This is a genomic window from Streptosporangium sandarakinum (assembly GCF_050942225.1).
In the GTDB taxonomy this organism is placed as follows: domain Bacteria; phylum Actinomycetota; class Actinomycetes; order Streptosporangiales; family Streptosporangiaceae; genus Streptosporangium; species Streptosporangium nondiastaticum.
In genome coordinates this window covers 5,411,772-5,429,314 of record NZ_CP192034.1, presented here as the reverse complement: position 1 = coordinate 5,429,314, position 17,543 = coordinate 5,411,772, and the positions used below count along the sequence as shown (strand labels likewise).

Annotated in this window: 15 protein-coding genes; 11 read left to right on the top strand and 4 right to left on the bottom strand. The window is 74.0% G+C overall.

What is annotated here, in order from left to right; translation table 11 throughout:
• Positions 1-13: 13 nt before the first annotated feature.
• Positions 14-1,345, bottom strand: a complete 1,332-nt coding sequence (locus tag ACQP10_RS25325; protein WP_433539844.1) for an MFS transporter — start codon at positions 1,343-1,345, stop codon at positions 14-16.
• A gap of 175 nt (positions 1,346-1,520) precedes the next feature.
• Between ACQP10_RS25325 and ACQP10_RS25320 the strand changes: the two genes are divergently transcribed.
• The 9 genes from ACQP10_RS25320 to dmpG all read left to right on the top strand — a co-directional run bounded on the left by ACQP10_RS25320 (position 1,521) and on the right by dmpG (position 9,809).
• A complete protein-coding gene (locus tag ACQP10_RS25320; RefSeq protein ID WP_399499197.1) occupies positions 1,521-2,954 on the top strand; it encodes a 2-hydroxymuconic semialdehyde dehydrogenase in 1,434 nt (477 codons plus the stop codon).
• 26 nt (positions 2,955-2,980) lie between these two features.
• Complete coding sequence (locus tag ACQP10_RS25315) at positions 2,981-3,790, top strand: 2-keto-4-pentenoate hydratase (protein ID WP_312873608.1); 810 nt, start codon at positions 2,981-2,983, stop codon at positions 3,788-3,790.
• On the top strand, positions 3,787-4,524 hold the full coding sequence (locus tag ACQP10_RS25310; RefSeq protein ID WP_179827577.1) for a 2-keto-4-pentenoate hydratase: 738 nt from the start codon (positions 3,787-3,789) through the stop codon (positions 4,522-4,524). The genes ACQP10_RS25315 and ACQP10_RS25310 overlap by 4 nt, the downstream gene beginning before the upstream one ends.
• 35 nt (positions 4,525-4,559) lie before the next feature.
• Entirely contained in the window at positions 4,560-5,000 is a 441-nt protein-coding gene (locus tag ACQP10_RS25305; protein ID WP_346022724.1) for a RidA family protein, read from the top strand.
• Positions 4,997-5,539, top strand: a complete 543-nt coding sequence (locus ACQP10_RS25300) for a 3-hydroxyanthranilate 3,4-dioxygenase (protein ID WP_179827578.1) — start codon at positions 4,997-4,999, stop codon at positions 5,537-5,539. The genes ACQP10_RS25305 and ACQP10_RS25300 overlap by 4 nt, the downstream gene beginning before the upstream one ends.
• 94 nt (positions 5,540-5,633) lie before the next feature.
• Positions 5,634-6,617, top strand: coding sequence for an amidohydrolase family protein (locus ACQP10_RS25295; protein WP_179827579.1), 984 nt, complete (start codon positions 5,634-5,636; stop codon positions 6,615-6,617).
• Positions 6,614-7,897 carry a carboxylesterase family protein gene (locus ACQP10_RS25290; RefSeq protein ID WP_433539843.1) on the top strand — a complete coding sequence of 428 codons (1,284 nt, stop codon included), beginning with the start codon at positions 6,614-6,616 and terminating at the stop codon, positions 7,895-7,897. Before ACQP10_RS25295 ends, ACQP10_RS25290 begins: the two co-directional genes overlap by 4 nt.
• The gene (locus ACQP10_RS25285; protein WP_433539842.1) at positions 7,894-8,802 is read left to right on the top strand and encodes an acetaldehyde dehydrogenase (acetylating); all 909 of its coding nucleotides are present in this window, start codon (positions 7,894-7,896) and stop codon (positions 8,800-8,802) included. The genes ACQP10_RS25290 and ACQP10_RS25285 overlap by 4 nt, the downstream gene beginning before the upstream one ends.
• Positions 8,799-9,809, top strand: coding sequence for a 4-hydroxy-2-oxovalerate aldolase (gene dmpG, locus ACQP10_RS25280; protein WP_179827582.1), 1,011 nt, complete (start codon positions 8,799-8,801; stop codon positions 9,807-9,809). The genes ACQP10_RS25285 and dmpG overlap by 4 nt, the downstream gene beginning before the upstream one ends.
• A gap of 3 nt (positions 9,810-9,812) precedes the next feature.
• On the opposite strand, the gene ACQP10_RS25275 is transcribed toward dmpG, so the two are convergent.
• Positions 9,813-10,343 (bottom strand): CGNR zinc finger domain-containing protein, encoded by a 531-nt coding sequence (locus ACQP10_RS25275; protein WP_433539841.1) that lies wholly within the window; start codon positions 10,341-10,343, stop codon positions 9,813-9,815.
• A 74-nt stretch (positions 10,344-10,417) separates the two neighbouring features.
• On the opposite strand from ACQP10_RS25275, the gene ACQP10_RS25270 reads away from it, so the two are divergent.
• A complete protein-coding gene (locus tag ACQP10_RS25270) occupies positions 10,418-11,290 on the top strand; it encodes an arginase family protein (protein ID WP_433539840.1) in 873 nt (290 codons plus the stop codon).
• Between the two features lie 280 nt (positions 11,291-11,570).
• On the opposite strand, the gene ACQP10_RS25265 is transcribed toward ACQP10_RS25270, so the two are convergent.
• A complete protein-coding gene (locus ACQP10_RS25265) occupies positions 11,571-12,605 on the bottom strand; it encodes a Gfo/Idh/MocA family protein (RefSeq protein WP_433539839.1) in 1,035 nt (344 codons plus the stop codon).
• Entirely contained in the window at positions 12,598-13,692 is a 1,095-nt protein-coding gene (locus ACQP10_RS25260; protein ID WP_399499192.1) for a GntR family transcriptional regulator, read from the bottom strand. Before ACQP10_RS25260 ends, ACQP10_RS25265 begins: the two co-directional genes overlap by 8 nt.
• Before the next feature lie 317 nt (positions 13,693-14,009).
• On the opposite strand from ACQP10_RS25260, the gene ACQP10_RS25255 reads away from it, so the two are divergent.
• Positions 14,010-17,177 carry a chondroitinase family polysaccharide lyase gene (locus ACQP10_RS25255; RefSeq protein WP_433539838.1) on the top strand — a complete coding sequence of 1,056 codons (3,168 nt, stop codon included), beginning with the start codon at positions 14,010-14,012 and terminating at the stop codon, positions 17,175-17,177.
• The last annotated feature ends 366 nt before the right edge of the window (positions 17,178-17,543 follow it).

Genomic DNA, 17,543 nt, shown 5'->3' with positions numbered 1-17,543 from the left:
CCGCGGAACCGGCTCATTTCGTTATACCGGCCGCGGCGGGGCGGTCGTCGCCCGCCGGAAGGGGACCGTCCAGGCGCTCGGCGTCGTTGCGGGGGATCACCAGGGCGGAGACCAGGCTGATGACGGTCACGGCGGTCAGATAGCCGGTGATGGACAGCGAGGTCCCCGTGGCGGCGAAGAGCGAGGCGGCGATCAGCGGCGTGATGCCACCGCCCAGCAGCGAGGCGAGCTGGTAGGCGACGGAGGTGCCGGAGTAGCGGATGGCCACCGGGAAGAACCCGGCGGTGAGCGTGCCCTGGGGCGCGTGGGTCACCGCCAGCACGGCGCCCATCGCCACCATGAACACCGCGATGAGGGTGGTGTTCCCCGTGTTGACGATCGGCAGGAACGCCACGGTGCCGGCCAGCAGGACCACCGAGCCCCAGCTGAAGAGCGCTCGCAGGCCGTGCCGGTCGCCGAGGTGCGCCCACAGCGGCGCGGTGGCCAGCCACACGGCGGCGCCGCCGATCACGCAGGTCAGCAGGAAGGTGCGGGACAGTCCGACCTCGGCCTCGCCGTAGTTGAGGATGTAGACCATGAAGATGTAGGCCACCGAGCTGTTGCCGACGATCACGCCGATCGTGTGGAGCACCTGGCGCCAGTGGTCGCGCAGCACGATCGCGACCGGCAGGCGCACCGGCTTGCGGCGCTCGACGAGGTTCGCGTAGTCGGGGCTCTCCTCGATGCGCAGCCGCAGGTAGAGGCCGATCCCCACCAGCACGACGCTGAGCAGGAACGGCACCCGCCAGCCCCAGGCGGTGAAGCTCTCCTCGCCGAGGAGCGAGGAGGTGCCGAGGAAGACGAGGTTGGCGCAGAGCATGCCCGCGGGCGTGCCCATCATGGGGAAGGCGCCGAAGAGGCCGCGGCGGCCCTTCGGGGCGTGCTCCATGGTCAGCACCACGGCCCCGCCCAGCTCGCCGCCGAGCCCGACGCCCTGGGCGATGCGCATCACCACCAGCAGGACGGCGGCCCAGATGCCGATGCTGGAGTACGTCGGCAGCAGGCCGATCAGCGTGGTCCCCAGACCCATGATCATCAACGAGACGACGAGGGTGTTGCGCCGCCCGATCCGGTCGCCGAAGTGGCCGAAGATGACGCCGCCGAGCGGCCGGGCGAGGAACCCGACGGTCATGGTGCCGAACGCCGCGATGGACCCGGCGACCGGGTCCATCGCCGGGAAGAACTGTTTGCTGAAGATGAGCGCGGCGGCCGTGCCGTAGAGGAAGAAGTCGTACCACTCGATGGTCGTGCCGATGAAGGCCGCCCACGAGACGCGGCGTGCGGCCTGGCGGCGGTCTGTGTCCATCACACCTGTGCCTTCCGGTCGGGGAGTACCGATGAGGATGCATCCAGGTGCTATGCCGGGGCGAATACCGGTATGCGCGCCAGGTATATGCGTCTCGTCATATGACCGAGATGGTATATCAAGGCCGGATAGAGGTATTGGACTGTTATGTCTGACCGGCAGCACAATGGCCGCCATGAAGCCCGCGCACTACGTCAACGGCGCCTTCTCGACGGAGGGGGCGGCCTTCCCGCTCGTCTCGCCCGTCGACGGACGCCAGGTGGGAGCCGTCCCCGAAGCGTCGCGTGAGACCGTCGACGCGGCGGTGAACGCCGCCCGGTCGGCCCTCGACGGCGACTGGGGGCGGACGAGCGTCGAGGAGCGGTGTGCGTTCCTGCGCCGGATCGCCGACGGCATCGAGGCCCGGTTCGACGAGTTCGTCGACGCCGAGACCGCGGACACCGGAAAGCCGCGCGAACTCGCCGCGACGGTGGACATCCCGCGCGCGGTCGGCAACTTCCGCGCCTACGCCGACCTGGCCTACGGCCGCCCGGAACGGGCCTACCAGACCCGCGTCCCGGGGTGGAGCGGCAGCGGTCAGGCACTGAACTACACGGTCCGCCGCCCGCTCGGCGTGGTCGCCGTCGTCTCGCCGTGGAACCTGCCGCTGCTGCTGCTCACCTGGAAGGTCGCGCCCGCGCTCGCCGCCGGCAACGCGGTCGTCGCCAAGCCGTCGGAGGAGACCCCGTCCACCGCCACCCTGCTCGCCGAGGTGATCGACGCGGCGGGACTCCCGCCCGGCGCCTTCAACCTGGTCCACGGCCACGGCGCGGGCGCGGCGGGGGAGTACCTCACCTCGCACGCCGGCATCGACGCGATCGCCTTCACCGGCGCGTCGGCCACCGGGGCCGCCATCATGCGCGCCGCCGCCGACCACGTCACGCCGGTCTCCTTCGAACTCGGCGGCAAGAACCCGGCGCTGGTCTTCGCCGACGCCGACCTGACGGAGGCGGTCGAGGGGACCGTACGCTCCGCCTTCACCCACTCCGGCCAGATCTGCCTGTGCACCGAGCGCGTCTACGTGCAGCGACCCGTCTTCGAGGAGTTCGTGCGCGCCCTGGGCGAGCGGACGCGGGCGCTGACCGGCTACGGCCCCATGATCTCGGCGGAGCACCGCGACAAGGTGCTCTCCTACTACCGCCTCGCCGCCGGGGAGGGCGCCACGATCGTCGCCGGCGGCGGCGTGCCCCGCTTCGGCGACGAGCGCGACGGCGGCTTCCACGTCGAGCCGACCGTCCTGACCGGCCTGCCGGAGAGCTCCCGCGTGGTCCGCGAGGAGATCTTCGGGCCCGTCTGCCACGTCGCGCCGTTCGACGACGAGGACGAGGCGGTCCGGCTGGCCAACGACAGCCCGTACGGCCTGGCCGCCACGGTGTGGACCACCGACCTGTCGCGCGCCCACCGGGTGGCGCCGCGCGTCGAGGCCGGCATCGTCTGGGTCAACTGCTGGAACCTGCGGGACCTGCGCACCCCCTTCGGCGGGGTGAAGGCGTCCGGCATCGGGCGCGAGGGAGGCGAGTACTCACTCGACTTCTTCTCCGAGCCCGTCAACGTGTGCGTGAAGATATGAGGTCGTCCGTGACTGTGAGTTCGTCCGTGACAGAGGAGCGGGAGACGGCACGGCGGGCCGCCGCGGCCCGGCTGCTGGAGGCCCACGCCTCCGGCCGCCCGTGCGAGCCGGTGCGCGACCTGGTCGGCGACGTGGAGTCCGCCTACGCCGTGCAGAGCCTGCTCACCGAGCGGTGGCTGGCCGAGGGCCGGCGCCCGGTCGGCCGCAAGATCGGGCTGACCAGCAGGGCGGTGCAGCGCCAGCTCGGCGTGGACTCCCCGGACTTCGGGGTGCTGTTCGCCGACATGGCCGTGCCCGACGGCGAGGAGATCCCGGCCGGGGCCGTCCTGCAGCCCCGCGCCGAGGCGGAGGTCGCGCTCGTCCTGGAGCGTGACCTGACGCACGAGCGGCACACGGTCGCCGACGTGATCCGCGCGACGGCCTTCGCGCTGCCCGCGATCGAGGTGGTCGGCAGCCGCGTCCGCGACTGGGACATCACCCTGGCCGACACCGTCGCCGACAACGCCTCCGCGGGCGTGTACGTCCTCGGCACCCGCCCGGTGGCGCTCGGCGACGTCGACCTGCGGCTGGCGGGGATGGTCGTCGAACGGCGGGGCGAGCAGGTCTCGACCGGCGTCGGCGCGGCCTGCCTGGGCCACCCGCTGCACGCGGCGGTGTGGCTGGCCGACACGCTGGCCCGGCTCGGCAGCCCGCTCCGCGCCGGGGACACCGTGCTGACCGGGGCACTCGGGCCCGTCGTCCCGGTCGCGCCGGGCGACGTGCTGGAGGCCCGCATCGACGGGCTCGGCGACGTGCGGGCCGCGTTCGCCCCCGAGGAGACGGAGGAGAGGGCATGAACCGGCTCGCGGAGATCCTGGACGAGGCCGCGCTGACCGGCCGGGCGGTGCCCCGGCTCACCGACCGGGCCGCGCTGGACGTGCCCGCCGCCTACGAGGTGCAGCGGGCGGTGATCGAACGGCGCCGCGAGCGCGGCGAAACCCTCATCGGGGTCAAGATGGGCTTCACCAGCCGCGCCAAGATGGTCCAGATGGGCGTGGACGACGTCATCTGGGGCCTGCTCACCGACGCCATGCTCGTCGAGTCGCACCTCGACACCTCCGGCCTGATCCACCCGCGCGTCGAACCGGAGATCGCGTTCCTGCTCGACCGGCCGGTGCGCAACCCCGCCGACGCGGCCGCCGCCGTCGGCGCCGTCGCCGTGGGCTACGAGGTGCTCGACTCCCGCTACGAGAACTTCAGCTTCACCCTGGAGGACGTCATCGCGGACAACGCCTCGGCCTGCGGCTTCGGCCTCGGTCCCTGGCACTCCCCGCGCGACGTCGGCAACATCGGCCTGCTGCTGGAGGTGGACGGCCGCCCCGTGGCGAGCGGGTCGTCGGCGGCGATCCTCGGCGACCCGGTGCGGTCGCTGACCGCCGCCGCGCGGCTGGCCCACGCCGCCGGGATCGAGCTGCAGCCGGGCTGGGTCGTCCTCGCCGGCGCGGCCACCGCGGCCGTGCCCCTCCCGGCCGGCGCCCACGTCCGGGTCAGCGGCGCCGGCCTCGGCCACGTGGAGGTGACCACCCGGTGAGCCCCGACAGAACGGACGAGAAGGACGAGGATACGGTGAACGAGAGTACGGCCGGCGACGCGCTGCTGGTCCCGGGCAAGGCCGCGCCGCGCGGCAGGTTCCCGCACGTCAGGCGGGCCGGTGACCTCGTGTTCGTCTCGGGCACCAGCTCCCGCCGCCCCGACGGCACCTTCGCCGGGGCGAAGGCCGACGCGATGGGCACCACCGACCTGGACATCCGCCTGCAGACCAGGGCGGTCATCGACAACATCCGCGACCTGCTCGCCGCGGCGGGCGGGGACCTGCGGGACGTGGTCAGCGTGACGGCCTACCTGGTCAACATGAACGACTTCGGCGGCTACAACGAGGTCTACGGGGAGTACTTCGACGAGAACGGCCCGGCCCGCACCACCGTCGCGGTCCACCAGCTCCCGCACCCGCACCTGCTCATCGAGATCTCCTGCATCGCCCACATCCCGCAAAGGAGCGCACCATGATGCCGCCCTTCAACCTCCAGAAGTGGATCGACGAGCACCAGGACCTGCTCCGGCCGCCCGTCGGCAACGTGCAGATCTGGAAGGACGCCGACCTGATGGTCACCATCGTGGGCGGGCCCAACCAGCGCACCGACTTCCACGACGACCCGATCGAGGAGTTCTTCTACCAGCTCAAGGGCGACATGGTGCTGCGCGTGATGGAGGAGGAGGGCAGGCCCCCGGTGGACGTGCAGATCCGCGAGGGCGACGTATTCCTGCTGCCGCCGCACGTGCGGCACTCCCCGCAGCGCCCGGTGCCCGGCTCGATCGGCCTGGTCGTGGAGTACGCCCGGCCCAGCGGCGAGCTGGACGCCTTCGAGTGGTACTGCGTGAACTGCCACCGGCGCGTCCACCGCGCCGAGCTGCAGCTGGAGTCGATCGTCGAGGACCTGCCCCCCGTCTTCCAGGCGTTCTACGACGGCGACCGCACCTGCCCGCACTGCGGGACGACGCACCCCGGCCGGGACTGGCCCGAGCACATGCGGCCGGTGGTCCGGTGACCGGGCGGAGCGGGCGCCCGCCCGCGGGCACGGCACCGTTCCCGGCGGACACGAGGCCCGGCGCGGTGGGCACGGGATCGGGGGAAGCGTCCGCATGACGGTCATCGACGTCCACGCCCACGTCTTCCCGCGCATCTCCCGGGAGGAGAGCCGGGTCCTCGCGGGCGCCGGCGAGCCCTGGCTGCGCGACGGCATGATGATGAGCGGCGAGGACGACTACCGCCCCGTCACCCCCGAGCTGTGGGACGCCGCGGCGCGCCTTGCGGCGATGGACCGCTCCGGCGTGCGGGTGCAGGCGGTCTCCTCGACGCCGCTGCTGTTCGGGTACGCCGCCGCCGCCGACCGCGCCGCCGACTGGTGCGAGATGGTCAACGACCGCATCCTCGCCTACTGCGCCCAGGACCCCGCCCGGCTGCTGCCGCTGTGCCAGGTCCCGCTGCAGGACCTGGAGCTGGCGAGCACGGCGGTCACCAAGGCCAAGGCCGCCGGGCACCGCGGGGTGCACATCGGCAACCACGTGGGCCCCCGCAACCTCGACGATCCCGACATCGTCGCGTTCCTCGCCCACTGCGCCGACGAGGACATGCCGGTGCTCGTGCACCCGTGGGACATGCTCGCCGCGGACCGCATGGGACGCTACATGCTGCCGTGGCTGGTCGGGATGGGCGCCGAGACCCAGCTCGGCATCCTGTCGCTGATGCTGTCCGGCGCGTTCGAGCGGCTGCCCTCGTCGCTGCGGCTCTGCTTCTGCCACGGCGGAGGCAGCTTCGCCTTCCTCCTCGGCCGCGCCGACAACGCCTGGCGCAACCGCGACATCGTCCGGAAGGACTCGCCCAGGCCGCCCTCGGCGTACACCGACCGTTTCTACGTCGACTCGGCGGTGTTCGACCCGCGGGCGCTGCGCCTGCTCATCGACGTGATGGGCGCCGACCGGGTCATGCTCGGCACCGACTTCCCCTTCCCGCTGGGCGAGCAGGAGCCGGGCTCGACCGTCCGGGAGTGCCCCGGCCTCGACGACGCGGAGCGGGCCGCGATCCTCGGCGGCAACGCGAAGAGGTTCCTGGGGCTGGACTCATGACCGGGCGGAGCGGCGGGCTCGGCACGCTCGGTGTCCCCGGTGTCCCCGGTGTCCCCGGCGTCCCCGGCGGGCCTCCCGCCGGGGGAGGCGCGGCGCCCCTCGCGCACACCCCCCTGGGGACGCTGCGGGGCCTCGACGCCGGAGGCGTCCTCGCGTTCAGGGGCGTGCGGTACGCGGCCCCGGCCCGCCGCTTCGCCGCCCCCGTCCCCGCCCGGCCGTGGCGGGGCGTCGCCGACGCCCTCACCCCCGGCCCGCCCGCGCCGCAGCGGCCCGGCCGGATGGCCTGGGTGCCCGGCCTGGAGATCGACCCGTCCACCGGCCGCGAGGACTGCCTGTACCTGAACGTCTGGACCTCCTCGTGCGCGGGACGGCGGCCGGTGCTGGTGCTCCTGCACGGCGGCGCGTTCGTGTTCGGCTCCGGCGCGCAGCGCATGTACGACGGCGCCGCGCTCGCCCGCGACCACGGCCTCGTCGTGGTGACCGTGAACTACCGGCTCGGCTACGCCGGGTTCCGGTACGACGACGCCGTCCCGGCCAACCTCGCCCTGCGCGACCAGATCGCCGCACTGGAGTGGGTGCGCGGCAACATCTCCGCGTTCGGCGGCGACCCGGACCGGGTGACCCTCGCCGGCCACTCGGCGGGCGGCACCAGCGTCCTGGCCCTGATGACCTGCGCTCCCGGCCTGTTCACCCGGGCCGTGGCGATGAGCCCGGTGCCGTACGGCTTCGCCACCCCGGCCGAGGCCGCCGCCTGGACCTCGGCGGCCGGCCGCGCGCTCGGCGCGGACCCCGTCGGCGCGGCCGTGGACGACCTGCTGGCCGCCGAGGGCGCCGCCGTACGGGCCGTTCCGCCGGTGGGCGGGCTGCTGCCGGTCGCGCCCGTGGTGGACGGCGACCTGCTGGCCGTCCACCCGATGGAGGCGATCCGGTCGGGCGCCGCCGCCCCGGTGCCGCTCCTGGTGACGAGCACGACCGAGGAGATGCGGCTGTTCGCCGCGATCGGCGGCGACGACCCGGAGAACCAGGAGATCTTCCAGCGGCCCGCGGAGGAACTCGTCCGGGCGCACCGGGGCCCCGCCCGGCTGCTGGTGTGCGCCCACCGTTCGCCCATGAGCCACGGCGGCGTCGCGCTCGGCGCCTGCCACCTCGTGGACGTGCCCCTCTACCTCGGCAACCACGGCACCCCCCTGACCGGCGAGGGGCCCGGGGTGGAGGAACTCGCCGACTCGATGACCAAGGAGTTCGCCCGGTTCTGCCGCGGCGAGGAGGAAACGGAATGAGCAGAGCCAAGGTCGCGATCATCGGCTCGGGCAACATCGGCACCGACCTGATGATCAAGGTGATCAGGACGTCGAAGACGCTGGAGGTCGCGGCGATGGCCGGGATCGACCCCGCCTCCGACGGCCTCGCCAGGGCCCGACGCATGGGCGTGGCGACCACGCACGAGGGCGTCGAGGGCCTGATCGGGCTGCCCTGCTTCGACGACGTCTCGGTGGTGCTGGACGCCACCTCGGCCGGGGCGCACCGGCGCAACGAGGCGGCGCTGCGCCCGTACGGCAGGCGGCTGATCGACCTGACGCCCGCCGCGATCGGCCCCTACGTCGTCCCGGCCGTCAACCTCGACCGCCACCTGGACGAGGACAACGTGAACATGGTCACCTGCGGCGGGCAGGCCACCGTGCCGATCGTCGCCGCGGTGTCGCGCGTGGCCCCCGTCGCCTACGCCGAGATCGTCGCCTCGATCGCCTCCCGGTCGGCCGGCCCCGGGACCCGCGCCAACATCGACGAGTTCACCGAGACCACGTCGCGCGCCCTGGAGGTCGTCGGCGGCGCCCGGCGCGGCAAGGCCATCATCGTGCTCAACCCGGCCGAGCCGCCCGTCATCATGCGCGACACCGTGTACTGCCTGGTCCCCGAGTGCGACCCGGCCGCGGTCACCGCGTCGGTGAAGGAGATGGTCGCCGAGGTCGCCGCCTACGTGCCCGGCTACCGGCTCAAGCAGGAGGTGCAGTTCCGCGCCGTCGGCGCCGGCGACCCCCTCGCCGGCCTCGGGGGCGAGGGGGTGCTCGTCTCGGTGTTCCTGGAGGTCGAGGGCGCCGCCCACTACCTGCCCGCGTACGCCGGCAACCTGGACATCATGACGTCGGCGGCGCTGCGCGTCGCGGAGAGGACGGCCGCCCGATGAAGCTCTACGTGCAGGACGTGACCCTGCGGGACGGCATGCACGCCATCCGCCACCGCTACACCGCCGAGCAGGTCGCCGCGATCGCCGGGGCCCTCGACCGGGCCGGCGTCGCCGCGGTCGAGATCGCGCACGGCGACGGGCTCGCCGGCGGCAGCGTCAACTACGGCCCCGGGGCGTGCCTCGACGAGGAGTGGATCGAGGCCGCCGCCTCGGCCATGTCCCGCGCCGTGCTGACCACGCTGCTGCTGCCCGGCATCGGCACCGTTGCCGACCTGCGCCGCGCCCACGCGCTGGGCGTGCGGTCGGTGCGGGTGGCGACCCACTGCACGGAGGCCGACATCGCCGCCCAGCACATCGGCGTCGCCCGCGAGCTCGGCATGGACGTCGCGGGGTTCCTCATGATGTCGCACATGGCGCCGCCCGCCGAGCTGGCGCGGCAGGCGAAGCTGATGGAGTCCTACGGCGCGCACTGCGTCTACGTCACCGACTCCGGCGGCCGTCTCACCATGGACGGCGTACGCGAGCGGGCCCGCGCCTACCGCGACGTCCTCGACCCCGGCACCGAGATCGGCGTGCACGCGCACCACAACCTGGGGCTCGGCGTCGCCAACTCGGTGGTCGCGGTGGAGAACGGCGTGACCCGCGTGGACGCCTCCCTCGCCGGGATGGGCGCCGGCGCGGGCAACTGCCCGCTGGAGGCGTTCGTCGCGGTGGCCGACCTGATGGGCTGGGACCACGGCTGCGACCTCTTCGCGCTGATGGACGCCGCCGACGACCTGGTCCGGCCGCTGCAGAGCCGTCCCGTCCAGGTCGACCGGGAGACGCTCACGCTGGGCTACGCGGGGGTCTACTCCAGCTTCCTGCGCCACGCGGAGGACGCCGCGGCCCGCTACGGGCTGGACACCCGGAGCATCCTCGTCGAGGCGGGCCGCCGCGGGATGGTCGGCGGGCAGGAGGACATGATCGTCGACATCGCCCTCGACCTGCGGACCTCCCGGGACGGCTGAGGGTCAGCGGCGGCGGGCGCGTGAGACGGCGGCGTGGGCGCGGTTGGCGCAGCGGGTGGAGCAGAACAGGCGGCGCCCCGGGCGGCTCCGGTCGAGGAAGGCGTCGCGGCAGGGGGCGGCGGCGCACAGGCGCAGGCGTTCCCACTCGCCCGAGGACGCCAGGGACAGCAGGTCGTCGATGGCGCGGGCGGCCAGCAGGACGGACAGGCGGTCCTCCGCGGGCGCCGGGCGGAGCAGGGGCAGGCCGTCGGCCACGGTGATCGCCGGGCGCAGGGGCAGGGTGTCGGCCCAGGCGGCGAGGGCGGCGGCGCGGCCGGCGGGCGCCGTGGCGAGGATCTCGCGCAGCCGGGCGCGGGTCTCGCGGGCCTCGGCGAGGTCCGCGGGGGTCGGGGGCGCGGGCGCGGGGATCGACAGCGCCCGGCAGAACAGGGCGAGCGCCTCCACGGACGGAAGGCGCTCGGGGACGTCGAGGTATTCGTCCCAGGTGTTGGCCAGGTCCAGCGCCACCAGGCCGGTTTCCGCGTATTCCCGCATCCGAGCGCCTCCGATAACGACTTAACTCAATTTAACCCATGACAACGCCGGAGTCGACTGCTAGCGTCAGGTGTATGAAGCGGGTAACCACTGACAGGCGGCTCACGCTCCTCGACGCGCCCTCCAACCTCGGGCTGCGGCCACCCGCCCCGGACACGGTGCCGGGCGTTTACAAGGCACCCTGGGCGCTGCGCGACCACGGGCTGCTCCGGCGGCTCGGCGCGGACGACGCGGGAGCCGCGGTGCCGCCCCGGTACGTGGCCACCTGGCAGCCGGGCGACGGCGTGCGCAACGGACAGGCCATCGCGGCGTACACCCGGCGGCTGGCCGGCCGGATCGCCGCGATCAGGGAGTCGGGCGGCTTCCCCGTGGTGCTGGGCGGGGACTGCTCGATCCTGCTCGGGCCCGCCCTCGCGCTGCGCCGCACCGGCCGGTACGGACTGGCCTACCTGGACGCGCACGCCGACTTCCGGCACCTGGGCAACTCCCCGCACGTCGGGGCGGCCGGCGGGGAGAGCGTCGCGCTGGTGACCGGGCGCGGCGAGCCGCACCTGGTGGACATCGACGGGCTGCAGCCGTACGTGCGCGACGAGGACGTGCTGCTGATCGGCGTGCGGGAGGACGAGGACCTCGCCGACATCGAAGGCAGCGGGCTGGCCTGCGTGAGCGGCGCCGAGGGGGCGCTGGAGGCGGCGCGCGGGACGCTGGGGCACGACGGCTTCTGGATCCACCTCGATCCCGACGTGCTGGACCCGGAGATCCTCCCGGCGGTCGACTCGCCGGCGCCGGGCGGGATGACGCCGGACGAGCTCGTCGGGATCCTGCGCGGACTGCTCGCCATGCCGGGGGCCGCCGGGCTCCAGGTGACGATCTTCGACCCCGACCTCGACCCCGACGGCGCCCAGGCCGCCCTTCTGGCGGACATCCTGGTGGCGGCGCTCACGTGATGTCCCCCCTCGTCGTGCCAGGCGTTGCGGTACTTCTCGTACGACCTGCGGCCCATCTCGGCCCCCCACCCGAACGCGCCCGAGGGCAGGGCGCACTCCGTCTCCAGGATCCGCCGGATGTCGTTCAGTTGCTCGTCGATGGAGTCCAGGTCCACGGCGGCGCGTGCCATGGTGCCGTGCCGGTACCCGTAGCCGTTCGAAGCGACCATTCCGTGCCTCTCTCACGCTCGCGGCCCGGACCGCCCGAGGTGCCCACCGGGCGGCCCGCGGAGTTCGAAGATCATATTGGAGCACGGAGTGATACGTCCGGGATCGGCACCGGGGCACGGCGGGCCGCCGAGGCGTAGGCCGCCAGCACGACCTCCAGAACATGCCGCCCGTGCGACCCGGTCACCGCCGGTTCCCGGCCGGTCCGCACCGCCCCGGCGAAGTCGGCGAGCTGGGCGGCGAAGGCCGCGGGGACGTCGTCGCCGCCCGGCCGGTGCAGCCAGGCCGTCACGCCGTCCCGGTGCAGCGCCGTACCGGTGTGGGGGGAGATCGACAGCGTGCCGCGCTCGCCGACGACGACGACCTCGTCGTGCGGGGCGGGCGGGCCGGTGGAGGTCACCGTGACCTGCGCGGCCAGGCCGCCCGCCAGCGCCAGCCTGACCAGCGCGTCGGTCTCCACGGGGGAGGAGCCGGCCGGGCCGGCGGTGGGCAGGGAGCTGGTCGTCGAGGCGTCCACCCGTTCGACCCGCCGGCCCGACAGCCACACCAGCCGGTCCACGCTGTGCGCGCCGATGTTGATGAACACCCCTCCGCCGGACAGCCCGGGGTCGAGGAACCAGCCGGGCCGCGAGCCGCGCCGGTAGTCGGAGCCGCGCCGGTCGGACATCATCAGCGGCTCACCGATCCTTCCGGCCTCCAGGGCCGCCATCGCCGCGGCCTTGTCGGGCAGGAAGCGCTGGACGTGCCCGACGGCCAGCCGTACCCCGGCGGCGGCGCAGGCGGCGATCATCAGGTCGCAGTCGGCGAGCGAGGTGGCCATGGGCTTCTCGACCAGGACGTGCAGTCCGGCGGCGGCGGCGTCGCACACGATCGCGGTGTGCAGCGCGTGCGGGGTGGCGACCACCACCGCGTCCACCTCTCCCGAGGACAGCAGCGCGCGGTGGTCCGGGTACACCGGCGCGCCGTGGGGCGCGGCGACCCGGCGCGCGGCCTCCGGGTCCACGTCGCACACCGCGCCCACCCGCACGCCGGGCACCCGCGGAGCCGCCTCGGCGTGCAGCACGCCGACGGCGCCCGCGCCGACCAGTCCCAGACGCAGCTCAGCCATCGGCGGCCTCCCTCGGGTAGGCGCCGCACGACCGGCGCACGACGACGCCGGGGCGCAGCCGTATCTGATGGCGGGGCAGGTCGGGCTCACCCAGGCGGCGGAGCAGGAGCTCGGCCGCCTGGCGGCCGAGATGCCGCTTGGGCGGGGAGACGGCGGTGAGCGGCACCTCCGCCAGCTCGGCGATCTCGTCGTCGTAGGAGACGACGGCCAGGTCGCCCGGTACGGCCAGGCCCGCCCGCCGGGCGGCGGAGACCACCATGATGGCCTCGCGGTCTCCGAAGCAGACGACGGCCGTGGCGCCCTCGGCCACGACCCGGCGCACCTGCGCGTCGGCGACCTCGGAGTCCCACTCGCCGTACGGGATGGAGAACGGCTCGGCGGCCCGCAGGCGCAGGTCCGCGACGGCGGCGGCGAAGCCCCTGCCGACCGGGGCGCTGGTGGGGTTGCCCGAGCGGGACAGCAGGGCGAGGCGGGTGTGGCCGAGCGAGGCCAGGTGGCGCACGGCCGCGTACGCCCCGGCCACGTGGTCGGTGCGGACGTGCTCGCTGGGGTCGTCGCCGTCGTCCAGGCCGCGCTCGATCAGCACGGTGGGCACCGGCAGGGCGGCGAGGCGGCGGACGAGCGCGACGGGGTCGGCGCTGCCCAGCAGGGTGGGGACGACGAGCAGGCCGTCCACCCCGGAGTCGAGCATGCGCCGCAGCGCGGCGTCCTCCTCCTCGGGCCGGTAGCGGGAGCAGGTCAGCAGCAGCCGCGCCCCGGCGGCGGTCAGCACCTCCTCGACGCCCTCCAGCACCTTGGGGTAGTACAGGGCGGTGTCCGGCACGACCACGCCGACCATCGCGGCCCCGCCGTGGACGGTCATGGTCCGCGGGACCGCGAAGGTGCCCGCCCCCTGCCGCCGGATCACGAGCCCCTCGGCGACGAGCTCGTCCACCGCGCGGCGGACGGTGGTGAGGCTGACCCGGTGCGCCCTGGCGAGCTCCTGCTCGGTGGGCAGCTTCGCGCCGCCCGCCCAGACGCCCGAGCGGATCGCGGTGCGCAGGTCGGTGGCGAGCTTGCGGAACTTCAGCTCCCGTGAGTCGGGCACGGCGTCACCCGCCGCCCGGTACGGCGCCGGGGCCGGACGGTCCTCGGAACGGGGGGCCGGGCGTCCGGCGGCGGGGGAGGGGGCGGTTCAACGGGCACTCCTGCGGGATCCGGGCCCCTTGTCTGAGGAGAAGGGGATGACGGCATCCTGATCATGGATTCATCCCGTCGTCAACGGATGATTCAAAGAGGAATCCGGTAAATCCCGGGTCGCCGAGCGTCGGCAGACGACAGATCCGGAAAAATCGGTGATTAGTTCTTTATTCATATGTTTTTCCTCCCGTTGGATACGGCCAGTCCGATCCCAGGGAGGCACCCGTGGTGGAGATCACTCGCAGGACCGCGCTCCGGGCCGGCGCGGCGGGCGTGGCCGGAGCCGTGCTCCCGCTCCCCGGCGCGGCGCCCGCCGCCGGCCGGACGGCCGCCCGCGACGCCGCGCCCGGGGACCCCGGGGACCTGGAACGGCGCGCGCTGGCCATGGACCCGCCGGTCTTCCTGCTGGAGACCGCCGTCCCGCCGCAGTTCACCGCCGGGCCCGGCTCGGCCCTCACGATCAGCGACCGCGCCGCGATCTGCGGGCACCACTCGCTCCGCTGGGAGCACGGCGACCGCTCCGTGATCACCGTCAGGGCTCCCCTGAGGTTCGCCCCCGACCCCTACCGGCCGCTGGACGACCAGGCGTGGCAGGGCACCGTGGACACCTTCTCCGTCTGGATCTTCAACGAGACGCCGGTGGACGACGTGGTCCGCTTCGAGTTCGGCCGCGGCGACCGGACCGACGCCTGGTTCGAGTTCCGGCTCGGCTTCACCGGCTGGCGGACGGCCTGGGTCCGCTACGACTACGACATGCGCGGCCGGCCGCACCCCGGCATGGACACCCTGCGGATCATCGCGCCCCGCCGTACCGGGGTCCTCCACCTCGACCAGCTCATCCTGAACGCGCCGCTGCGGCCCGACGCCCCCTGCCGCGACGCCCAGGTGCCGGACATCGCCGCCGAGGGCGACGACTACGACGCCCAGCACTGGCAGGCGCTCCACCTGTTCGACCGGCTGCTTTCCCACGCCCGGATGGACACCTCCCCGCCGTCGGCGGAGGAGACCACCTCCCTGCGCGCCCTCACCGCCCGCTACCGGGACGAGTACCTCCTGACGCCGGTGAAGGTGGACGACGCCTCGGTCGCCGCGCTCACCGCCCAGGTCACCGCGTACGGCGTGCCCGGGGCGGCCTCCACGGGGACGGGCCGCCCGGTCTTCTCCTACCAGACGCAGATCCACCCCGCCGCGATCGCCGCCGAGCTGAAGGCGTTCGCCGACCCGGTCGCGCTGGGCGCCTACACCGACCTGATGCGGAGCCTGGCGCTGGCCCACGCCTCGGCCGGACCGGCGCACCGGCCCGCGCTCGCCGCCCTCTACGTCCGGATGACCGCCCACCTGAGGGACCAGGGCTGGACCTGGGGGAGCTGCCAGGGCACCATCCACCACCTGGGCTACAACGTGCGGGGCTACTACGACTCCGTGTACCTGATGAGGGACGTCCTGCGGGAGGCCGGGCTGTTCGAGGGGGTCCGCGCGGACCTGACGTGGCTGTGCGGGTTCGGCCGCGTCTTCCGCGACCGGACGCACCGGCAGGCCCACTGCAGCGTCATGGACATCCTCAACACCACCCTGCGCGGCATGCTCGCCGCCGCGCTGCTGCGCGACACCGACGCCGAGCGGATCGCCTGGCTGCGGGCGCTGCTCGACTGGCTGAACTGGGCGCTGCTCCCCACCGCGGGAATCCAGGACGGCCTCAAGGTGGACGGGGCCGTCTTCCACCACGTCGGCTTCTTCCCCGACTACGTCCGCGACGGCTTCACCGGGCTGGCCCCGCTGGTCTACGTGCTCAGCGGCGGGGCCTTCCGCCTCGCCGACGAACCGCACTCCTGGCTGAAGCGGGCGCTGCTGGCCATGCGCGTCTACGCGAACAGGAACCACTGGCCCATCTCGATCAGCGGGCGCAACCCCAGCGGGCTGACCGCCCTGTCACCGGTGCCGTACCAGTGGATGGCGATCTCCGGCACCCCCGGCGGGAGCGGCGACGTGGACCCCGAACTCGCCGCCGCCTTCCTGCGGCTGCTGCCCGCCGCGCCGACCGCGGCGCAGCGGAAGGTCGCCGAACGGCTGGCGGCCCGCGGCGTCACCGCCGAGGCCGCCCCCACCGGCAACTGGGCCGTCAACTACGCCGCCCTGGCCGTCCACCGGCGCGACGAGTGGCAGGTCACGGTGCGCGGGCACAACCGGTACCTGTGGAGCACCGAGATCTACGAGGGCGCCAACTGGTACGGCCGGTACAACACCTACGGGCAGATCCAGGTGCTGCACCGGGGCAACCCGATCGGCAACGCCGCCAGCGGCTACGTCCAGCAGGGCTGGGACTGGAACCGCCGGCCCGGCGCCACGACCGTGCACCTGCCGCTCGACGAGCTGAAGGGCGACCTGACCGGGGCCATCGAGGAGATGCTGCTCACCGACTCGCGGTTCGGCGGGGCGCACACCATCGACGGCCGAAACGGCATGTTCGCCATGGAACTCCGCGAGCACCCCAAGTACGAGGGCTCGCACCGTGCGCTGAAGTCGGTCTTCCTGTTCGACGACCGGATCGTGGCCGTCGGCACCGGCATCGGCAACGACTCCCGGCACGAGACCGAGACCACGCTCTTCCAGACCCACCTGGCCGCCCGTACGGACCCCACCCACGTCGGCGCCGCCGAACCCGTCACGGCCTTCCCCTACACGGCGGCGCCGGACATCGCGCCGCGCTGGCTGCTGGACGACAAGGGCGTCGGCTACTACCTGGCACCCGGGCAGCGGATCGGCCTGACCCGGTCGGCCCAGACCTCCCGCGACAACGCGACCGAGGCGCCGACCACCGGCGACTTCGCCACCGCCTGGATCAGGCACGGCGTCTCACCCCGCGACGGCGGATACGAGTACGCGATGGTGGTCGGCGCCACCCCCGAGGGGATGGCCGCCTTCGCCGCCGCGATGGACGACCCGGCGGCCGCGCCGTACACCGTGCTGCGCGCCGACACGGTCGCGCACGTGGTGCGCGACCGGGCCACCGGGATCACCGGCTACGCGGTCTTCGCGCCTCTGAAGGACGCCGAGGGACCCGTGCGCGAGGTGGACACGCCCTCCATGGTGCTCGTCAGGGCCGACGGGGACGACGGGCTGGCGCTGGCGGTGTGCGACCCCGACCTGCGGCTCTACGGCGGGATCGACCCCGACCAGTACGAGCAAGGCCGCTACGTCGGCCACTACAGCCCCTGGTCGCGGCCGTGGCTGACCAGCCCGAGCCACCCGCACCTGATGCGGGTGACGCTGCGGGGACGCTGGCGCGCCGACGGCGACCAGCCGTGCGAGGCGCGGGTGCGGGGCGAGGCGACCGCGGTGCGGTTCGAGACCGTGGACGGCCGGCCGGTGCAGGTGCGCCTGCGGCGGGCGTGACCGGGTGTCCGCTGATCCGGCGTCCCCGGGGGACTCTCCGGCGCCGCGGGCATGAAGCGGGCCGGCCGCGGCGCGGCGGGCCGGGCTCCGCACCCCGCGTCCGCCCGGACCGGTGGCGGTCCCCCGGTGGATGATCGGCGCGATGGACGGGGTGTCCGCGGCGGGGCTAGGATGCGGTCCATGTCCAGCCCCGAGGCGTCAAGACGCTAGCCACCGGTTGTTCGGTGGCCGACCGTGATCCCGTGCTGAAGCGCCGTCGCGTCCGAGACGCCGCGCTCCTTCGCCGTATCCGCCGCTGAACCTCCGTCGTACGGGCTTCCTCCTCCCGGGTTCCGCATCGCCGTGCCCGCCGTCGCGGTCACGCGC